9 protein-coding genes are annotated in these 8588 nt (G+C 62.3%); 3 read left to right on the top strand and 6 right to left on the bottom strand.

Features of this window, described 5'->3' with window-relative positions; all coding sequences use genetic code 11:
• Together EOC06_RS26400 and EOC06_RS26395 are read right to left on the bottom strand one after the other, a co-directional pair.
• A partial coding sequence (locus tag EOC06_RS26400) for an AAA family ATPase (RefSeq protein ID WP_164898742.1) occupies positions 1-436 on the bottom strand: 436 nt, incomplete at its 3' end.
• Positions 436-1050, bottom strand: a complete 615-nt coding sequence (locus tag EOC06_RS26395; protein WP_128309158.1) for a dimethylsulfonioproprionate lyase family protein — start codon at positions 1048-1050, stop codon at positions 436-438. The genes EOC06_RS26395 and EOC06_RS26400, both read right to left, overlap by 1 nt.
• 136 nt (positions 1051-1186) lie before the next feature.
• Between EOC06_RS26395 and EOC06_RS26390 the strand changes: the two genes are divergently transcribed.
• The 3 genes from EOC06_RS26390 to mmsB all read left to right on the top strand — a co-directional run bounded on the left by EOC06_RS26390 (position 1187) and on the right by mmsB (position 3745).
• Positions 1187-2356, top strand: a complete 1170-nt coding sequence (locus tag EOC06_RS26390) for an isobutyryl-CoA dehydrogenase (protein ID WP_128289822.1) — start codon at positions 1187-1189, stop codon at positions 2354-2356.
• Between the two features lie 43 nt (positions 2357-2399).
• On the top strand, positions 2400-2768 hold the full coding sequence (locus EOC06_RS26385; protein WP_127331895.1) for a four helix bundle protein: 369 nt from the start codon (positions 2400-2402) through the stop codon (positions 2766-2768).
• 95 nt (positions 2769-2863) lie between these two features.
• Complete coding sequence (gene mmsB / locus EOC06_RS26380) at positions 2864-3745, top strand: 3-hydroxyisobutyrate dehydrogenase (RefSeq protein WP_128309157.1); 882 nt, start codon at positions 2864-2866, stop codon at positions 3743-3745.
• A gap of 330 nt (positions 3746-4075) precedes the next feature.
• Here the strand turns inward: mmsB and EOC06_RS26375 are convergent, their stop codons facing one another.
• From EOC06_RS26375 to EOC06_RS26360, 4 genes are all read right to left on the bottom strand, one after another.
• Positions 4076-6511, bottom strand: coding sequence for an FAD-dependent oxidoreductase (locus EOC06_RS26375; RefSeq protein WP_128309156.1), 2436 nt, complete (start codon positions 6509-6511; stop codon positions 4076-4078).
• A 192-nt stretch (positions 6512-6703) separates the two neighbouring features.
• Positions 6704-7348: a cytochrome c oxidase assembly factor Coa1 family protein gene (locus EOC06_RS26370; protein WP_127330249.1), complete on the bottom strand. Its 645-nt coding sequence runs from the start codon at positions 7346-7348 to the stop codon at positions 6704-6706.
• Positions 7349-7429: 81 nt separating this feature from the next.
• Positions 7430-7795 (bottom strand): hypothetical protein, encoded by a 366-nt coding sequence (locus tag EOC06_RS26365; protein WP_127330251.1) that lies wholly within the window; start codon positions 7793-7795, stop codon positions 7430-7432.
• Between the two features lie 143 nt (positions 7796-7938).
• Positions 7939-8588: aminotransferase class III-fold pyridoxal phosphate-dependent enzyme (locus tag EOC06_RS26360; protein ID WP_245470083.1), on the bottom strand; the 650-nt coding region annotated here is incomplete at its 5' end.

The following is an 8588-nucleotide window of genomic DNA, read 5'->3' as shown; positions in this document are numbered from 1 at the left end:
TCTCGGCCGGCGAACCCGCGCCCTCGACGATGACGAGATCGGCGCCCTCGCCGACCTTGCCCCAGGAGTCCAGAACGGCGTCCATCAACTGGCCCTTCATCGCCTGGTAATCACGCGCCCGCGCTTCTCCGAACATTTTGCCCTGCACGATGACCTGTGCGCCGACATCGGTCTGCGGCTTCAGCAGCACCGGGTTCATGTGGACCGAGGGTGCCACGCCGCAAGCGATCGCCTGCAGCCATTGCGCGCGGCCGATCTCGCCGCCGCCAGCTTTGTCGTCGGGAATATCGGCAACGGCGGCGTTGTTCGACATGTTCTGCGGCTTGAACGGCCGCACCTTCAACCCACGCTTCTTTGCCGCGCGGCAGAGGCCGGCGACCAGCACCGTCTTGCCGACGTCGGAACCCGTGCCTTGCAGCATGATCGCTCTGGCCATCAGTCCCTGCCCTGCGCCAAGGTTCCGGTGATATCGGATTTCTGCGCCAGCGGCCCGCCGCGCCAGATGTACAGCGCCAGCAATGGGTCTTTGCCGGTGCCCATGGCGTGATTGACGTTGGACGCGTGGTGGACGACCTCGCCGGCCGTGCGCATGCAAAAGCCGCTCTCGCCCATGCGCCATTCGGTACCGCCGGTCAGCGGAATGTAGATTTCCTCGGCAATGTGATGGTGGTCGGGATAGACGATATCAGGCCCAAGGATCAGCACGCCGGCGGCGACAGCGTCATTGACGAAGTGGCCTCGGGTGCCGAACACTTCCAGCCAGCCGTAATTGTCGATGAACTCTTTTCCGAAATCCGCCTCGCTGTAGGTCTGCCCCCAGCGGAGATCGTTGCGCCGTTCAGCAAGCAGTTGCACCAGCGGCTTGGCATCCGACGGCGCCAGCTCTGCGGCGCGATCGAGATGACGCAGGCAGTTGAGCGGATGCGGCTCCAGCGTGCGAGCCGGCATGTCCCAGCCAATGCGCGCCACGGCATCGCGCACCAAGGCGTGATCCACGGAGGAAAGGTATGCGCGGAACCGGCCCAGCAGTTCATCGAATTTTGTCGTCACATCTTGCTCCGGGCATGCATTGGTGCACAGCCGCTCCGCAGGGGATCGGGTTGCGCGGCGGCATCATTGGTCTAGATTGGTGCGCGCGCAAAGCCAAAAACGACAGGCCAACAGGTCGAAGATTAGGGAGCACGCCATGGACGCCGCGGTCGATGCGAGCACCAGCCAGTTCGAACTTAACGAGGAGCAGCGCGCCATCCAGGAGATGGCGCAGGCCTTCGCCGCAGACCGTGTCGCGCCAAATGCGCTCGACTGGGACCGTAACAAGCATTTCCCGGCCGATGTGATCCGCGAGACCGGCCCGCTCGGCCTTGGCGGCATCTATATCAGGGACGATGTCGGTGGCTCGGCACTTGGCCGGCTCGACGCCGTGCTGATCTTCGAGGCGCTGTCGCACGCCGATCCGGCTTTTTCATCGTTCATCTCGATCCACAACATGGTGGCCTCGATGATCGACCGTTTCGGCAATGACGAGCAGCGCCAGCGTTTCCTGCCGAAGCTGACCTCTATGGAATGGCTGGCGAGCTACTGCCTGACCGAGCCCGGCTCCGGTTCCGATGCCGCAGCCCTGAAAACGCGCGCGGTGAAGAGCGGCGGCGACTATGTGCTCAACGGCACCAAGCAGTTCATCTCGGGCGCCGGCGACAGCGATGTCTACGCCGTCATGGTGCGGACCGGCACTGAAGGGCCGAAAGGCATTTCCACCATCGTCGTGCCCAGAGATGCGCCAGGCCTCTCCTTCGGCGCCAACGAGCACAAGATGGGCTGGCATATGCAGTCGACCCGCCAGGTCATCTTCGAGGATTGCAAGGTGCCGGCGGAGAACCTTTTGTCCGGCGAAGGTGCGGGTTTCGGCATCGCCATGGCCGGGCTCGACGGCGGCCGTCTGAACATCGCCGCTTGTTCGCTGGGCGGCGCGCAGTCGGCGCTCGACAAGGCGCTTTCCTACACCGCCGAGCGCAAGGCCTTCGGCTCGAAGATCAACCAGTTCCAGGCGCTGCAGTTCAGGCTGGCCGACATGGAGACCGAACTTCAGGCGGCGCGTATTTTCCTCTATGCCGCCGCCGCGAAGCTCGACCGCAAGGCGCCGGACGCCGGCAAATGGTCGGCGATGGCCAAGCGCTTCGTCACCGATACCGGCTTCAATGTCGCCAACGATGCGCTGCAGCTACTCGGCGGCTACGGCTACCTGCACGACTATGGCATCGAGAAACTGGTGCGGGACCTGCGCGTGCACCAGATCCTCGAAGGCACCAACGAGATCATGCGCGTCATCATCGCGCGGGCATTAATTGGAAGGCAGTAGGCAGTAGGCAGTAGGCAGTAGGCAGTAGGCAGTAGGCAGTGAGATGACCGGCAAGATCAATTCCTACAAGGATCTTATCGTGTGGCAGCAGGGGATGGATCTGGCTGTCGCCACCTATTCTTTGACCAAGGCATGGCCAAAAGAGGAATTGTATGGGTTGACCAGCCAAATCCGCCGTTCAGCAACCTCTATTCCTGCAAACATCGCCGAAGGTTATGGCCGAGACAACAGAGGTTCCTATCAGCAATTTCTGAGGATTGCCCAAGGCTCGCTGAAGGAATTCGAGACACACCTCCAGATCGCTGAACGCATTGGCCTTGCCACGCATGATCAAGCTAGTCATTTGCTGACATCCACGGAGGGCATCGGCAAAATGCTTCGCCAGCTTATTTTCAAACTTGCACCCGAATAGACCCCTACTGCCTACTGCCTACTGCCTACTGCCTACTGCCTACTGCCTACTGCCTACTGCCTACCTACTGTTAGCCCAAATCACGGAGCACCACTATGACGATCGCCTTCATCGGCCTAGGGAACATGGGCAATCCGATGGCCGCCAACCTGGTCAAGGCGGGGCATGCGGTGAATGGTTTCGACCTTGTGCCGGAGAACCTCAACGTCGCCAAAGAACAAGGCGTGACGATCATGGCGAATGCCTTGGCCGCGGTGAAGGATGCCGATGTGGTGATCACCATGTTGCCTGCGGGCAAGCATGTGCTGTCCGTCTATGAGGACATAGCGCCCAAGGCGAAAAAGGGCGCACTATTCATCGATTCCTCGACCATCGACGTCGAGTCAGCCCGCAAGGCCCATGCCGTCGCCAGGAAGCACGGGCTGTCGTCGATCGATGCACCGGTCTCGGGCGGCACTGGCGGTGCCGCGGCCGGCACGCTGACCTTCATGGCCGGAGGCTCCGATAACGCCTTTGCAACTGCCGAGCCGATCCTGAAGCCGATGGCCGGTCGCATCGTCCATTGCGGCGGCGATGGCGCCGGCCAGGCGGCAAAGATCTGCAACAACATGATCCTCGGCATTTCGATGATCGGTGTCGCCGAAGCCTTCGTGCTGGCGGAAAAGCTCGGCCTGTCACACCAGGCGCTGTTCGACGTCGCCTCGACCTCCTCCGGCCAGTGCTGGTCCTTGACCACCTACTGCCCGGTGCCCGGGCCGGTGCCGACTTCGCCCGCAAACAGGGACTACAACCCAGGATTTGCAGCGGCACTGATGCTGAAAGACCTGAAATTGTCCCAGGAAGCCGCGCATGGTGCGGGTGCTGTAACGCCGCTTGGTGCCGAAGCAGCCCAGCTCTATGCCTTATTCAACGCCCAGGGACATGGCGGGGTCGATTTCTCCGGCATAATTAATTTTCTCAGGGGTAACCCAGCGTAACCCCCGGATTTGCCGGGTTTTTCCGGTTTCCTTGGGTGGAAAAAGTGCAAATTTAGATTTGCTTAAGCTCTCGATAACTCCGCGGTAACGATGTCCCTATAAAACGGACTGCGAGGCGGACATATCTCATCCGCCCGGCGCTCCGGATCAGGTCTCGCGTACCGGAGCCCGTAAGTTCGACAAGTGCCATAAGTTTCGCAAAGTGTTTGCGTAGCGAAGCGCCATGCGTATCTGGCAAAGCCGCGTTCCTGATGGAGCGCGGTTTTTGCATTTTGCCCTGCAGCACGTTTTGAGACATCGATAAACCCGGAAACTGTACTCCGGGATGCCTCACATGCGCCCGCGGGCGCCTTCCGGATCATAGGGCGAGTCGGCGATCACCTTGGCCGCGCGGCGCTCGCCGAGGATGGACACCTCGAGTTCGGTGCCGGGCGACACAAGTGCCAGGGGCAACAGCGCAAGTGCGATGTCGTGACCGAAAGTGTAGGAGTAGCCCGCCGAGGTGATGTGGCCGACGAGCTCGCCTTCGCGGTAGACGCCCTCGAAGGCGAACGCGCTCGCACCATCCGTATCGATCGACAACGTGGCGATCCGGCGTGTCACCTGCTTCTGTTTTGCGACCAGTGCCGCGCGGCCGATGAAGTCCCCTTTGTCGAGGCTGATGAATCGGTCGAGGCCGCTTTCCCAGGCTGACAATTCGGGGTTCATGTCGCGATACATGGCGCGGTAGGATTTATCGAGACGAAGCGATTCCAGCGCTCGAAGTCCAGCCAGCCTCAGCCCGTGTGCCTCTCCCGATGCCAGGAGCGCATCCAGCAAATGCCGCTGATAGCAGAGAGGATGATAGAGTTCCCATCCCAGTTCGCCCGAATAGTTGACGCGCAGGAGCCGTACGTCGCTGGCCATACCGACGGTGCCGGACTGCACGCTGAACCATGGAAAGGCTTCATTGGAGAGGTCGATCTCCGTCAGCGGCTGCAATATGTCGCGCGCCTTCGGCCCAACCACCGTGAAGCTGCCGCGATCCTCCGTGACGTTGCGCAGATGCACGCTGCCGTCCTTCGGCAACAGCCGGCTGAGATCGTCAAGGTTCCAGCGCTCGGCGCGCGGCGTCGATATGAGATAGAACAGCTCGCTCTGCAGCCGCGCCACCACATATTCGGCCTGCACGCAGCCGGCCGGCGTCAGGTGATGGGCAAGAGCTACGCGACCGGGACGAGGCAGCCTGTTGGCCAGGATTCCGTCGAGCCAGTCCTTGGCGCCCGGCCCGCTAACCTCGAATTTGGTCATGGGAGTCATCTCGACCAGCCCAGCGGCCTGGCGGACAGCCTGCACCTCCGCGGCGACGTGGTTCCCTTTGGGGGTCCAGCGCCAGCTGTAGACATTGCGCGCTTCGACACCGGCAGGCGCAAACCAGCTCGGCATCTCCCAGCCGTTCAACACATCCCACACCGCGCCGAGCTGGCTTAGACGGTCATAGGAAGGGGCCGTTTTCTGCGGTCGCGCCGCCGGCATGTCCTGGCCTGGATAGTGCTGTACGGCGTGGGTGCCCCAGGCCTCCCGGACCTTTGCCCGGGTCCAGTTCTTGTTGGCATATCGGCCGAACCTGCGGGGGTCCAGCTCCGCCGTGTCGATGCTGTTGCCACCCTCCACGATCCGTTCGGAGAGGTAATAGCCAATCGCACCACCCCAAAGGATGCCTCCCGGCACCCCTTCGGCGAGCCAGACATTCTCCAGGCCCCACGCCTGCCCCATCAGCGGCAGTTCATCGGCCGTCATCTGGAAAGGTCCTCGCACATTCCGCTTGATGCCGGCGCGTCCGAGCGCGGGGACCAGTTCGGTCGCACGTTCCCAGTTCCAGGACACGGCATCGAAATCCTCATCGAGCAGATCGGCGCCGAACCATTCCGGGACGCCGTTTTCAGCGAACAGCTTGAGCTGCTCGGTGCGCTCGTAGGGACCGAACATCAGCCCGTCGCCTTCTTCGCGCAGATAGCCCTCGTAACCCTCGTCCCTGAGGATCGGCATTTCCGGAAGACCAAGCCGCTTGCGTTCCACAATTTCGGGAACCGCCTCGGTGATCCAGTACTGATGCAGGATCGGGATCGCGGGAATGTCCAGGCCCAGCATGGCGCCGGTCTGGCGGGCGTAATTGCCTGTTGCAAGGATGACATGTTCACAGACGATCTCGCCGCGTGAGGTCTTGACCCTCCACTCGCCGCTCGGCATGCGTTCAAAGCCCACAACCTCGGTATCGAGATGGATCGTCGCGCCGAGGTCGCGTGCACCCTTGGCCATGGCCTGGGTGACATCGGCGGGTGCGATGTGGCCGTCATCGGGATGATAGAGGGCACCCAGCATGCTGTTGTTGTCGAGCAGCGGCCAGATTTCTCGCGCTTCCGCGGGCGATACGATCCGGGCCCGCACACCCTGGACCTCGGCGACGTCCATGTAGCTTCTGTACTCGTCCAGCCTGTCGCGCGTGTTGGCAATGCGCAGCTGGCCGCATTTGTGCCAGCCGACGTTCTGGCCCGTCTCCGCCTCCAGCCCCTCATAGATTTCGATCGACCTGGCGATCATGCGGCCGACATTGCGGCTGCGCGCGTAAGAAGGGATGAGCCCCGCGGCATGCCATGTCGACCCGGCCGTAAGCTGCGTTCGCTCCAGCAATGCCACATCGGTCCAGCCGCGCTTTGCCAGGCCGTAGAGAATGCCGGCACCCACACAGCCGCCACCAACCACGACCGCACGAAAGGAACTCACCATATGCGCGTGCCCTTGTATGAAATTGCCACCGGTCCACATGAACGCATGCGCATACTGTCAGACAGCATCCGGCTTTTCAGCATATTTCCTTGTCTGGAACGCAGCAGTGGTCACCCGACTGTTGGGCCACAAAGCCGGCCGAACTGTCAGCCTTCGCGCCCGCGTTTAGGCTGCTTCTTTGCGTTTGCCCCGCTATATTCCGATTGCAGCATTCGGGATCGGGACATGATCTTCGTTGATCAGCACGATCGGCGCATCGGTTCCCTCGACCCTGACGACCAGCAGGCGCAGGCTCCATGTGCCGGCTGTCCGGACAGCGGTCGAATAGGCCGTGCCCTTGCCCTTGGCGCCGTGGACCGGAATGCCGAACTGGGCGTCGCCGGCCCCATTTGCATTGACGTTGAGATGGCCGCCGACCCAGAAACTGTCGGTCAAATCATCACCCAACGCCGCCTTGACGCGGTCGTCGGCGCGAAGCCTGTCCATCGTCATGTGATAGGCATCGCTGCCTTTCAGGACGTAGGGAATGCTGCCGACCACCGTCGCGCAGCCGCCAATCCCGACCACCCAGACGGCAAGGCCGGCGATTGCCCAGTTGCGTTGCGTCTTGCGAAACTGTTCCGCGTCGCGCCAGGCGCGGTTCTGCCAGGCCCAGCGGCTGCCGCGCGCGCCCAGCACGATGATCATGATGATGTTGACGACAGGGATCAGCGCCAGTAACGCGATGAAAGTGCTGTTGCCGATGCCCCAGATCCAGTTGAGGAAGAAAGCGCCCCAGTTCCAGCGGTCGAGTTCGGCTGGAATTTCAGCCGGCTGGTTGAGCGGTTGTCCGGCCATCGTGTCCCCCATCGGTGACGTACCGACTGATTCTAGCGCGTGAGCCCGTCAATGCGCAAAATCAAAGTTCTGCAACTTCTGTCAGGTCTTGTTGGATAGCCGGCGAAAATTCGCTTTCACGGCACGGCTTGCCGGCTTCAGCGCGGCGCTGATCGAGCGCTCCGTCGCGACCCCGTTGAACAGCGACGGCGTGCGGCCGGAAAAGATTTCCGGCCAGAACCGCGATGCCGATTGCAGGAAGGACATTTGCGCCGCAAACACGCCTTCGGCCATAGCGGCGGTCTTCTCGTTTACCGCACGCGCGGTCTCCGTGCTCCAAGGCTGGCTGCTCCCGCCATCCATGGCCATCAACGGCAGCCGCATCATCGCCACCAGCGGCGCCAGCATCAGGTCGCCGCCGATGATCGCCGCTTCTTGCGTCCGTCGGCTCTTGCCGGTCTTTCTCATGGAAACAAAACCCCTTGTCGCGGCCGAATCAGCCGCAGCCCCACACACTACGCGCTTGTGGTGGAATTCGTTCGCTCCCCGCGTCAGCATGGCCTCAAGGCTGGGCGCTCCCGCCGAGGAGCGCCCAGCCGAGGGGTCGAGTTCTACCGCTTGCGCAGGTCGGCTTGCGCCAGATCCAGCGCCTTCGAGATGCGGTCGCAGGCCATATCGATCGTATCACGGGTCCAGATCAGCGGCGGCGACAGGATCATCGTGTCGCCGGTAGCGCGCAGCATCATGCCGTGCGCGATGGCATGATCGCGCACGGTCACCGCCGCACTTCCAGCCGGCAGGAACCGCTCCTTGGTCGCCTTGTCCTTGACGATCTCGATTGCGCCCATCAGTCCGATCGAACGCACCTCGCCGACCAGATCATGCCCGGCAATGCGCTCCTGCAACGCCTTGGCGAAGTAAGGGCCGGTATCGTTCCGGACGCGATCGACCAGCCCTTCCCGCTCGATGATCTCGAGGTTCTTCAGCGCCACGGCGCAGGCCACCGGATGCCCGGAATAGGTGTAACCGTGATTGAACTCGCCGCCCTTCTCGACCAGCGTCGAGGCGATGCGGTCGCCGACCAGCAATGCCGACAACGGCTGATAGCCCGATGTCAGCGCCTTGGCCGTGGTGATCGTGTCGGGCTCGATGCCGAGCGTCTGGGCAGCGAACCACTCGCCGGTGCGGCCATAGCCGGTGATGACCTCGTCCAGCATCAGCAGGACATCGTATTTGCGGCAGATGCGCTGCACTTCCGGCC

It is taken from the genome of Mesorhizobium sp. M7A.F.Ca.MR.362.00.0.0, from assembly GCF_004023175.1.
Lineage (GTDB): Bacteria > Pseudomonadota > Alphaproteobacteria > Rhizobiales > Rhizobiaceae > Mesorhizobium.
The sequence above is the reverse complement of the archived record's forward strand: the minus strand, read 5'-3'. Positions and strand labels throughout refer to the sequence as shown.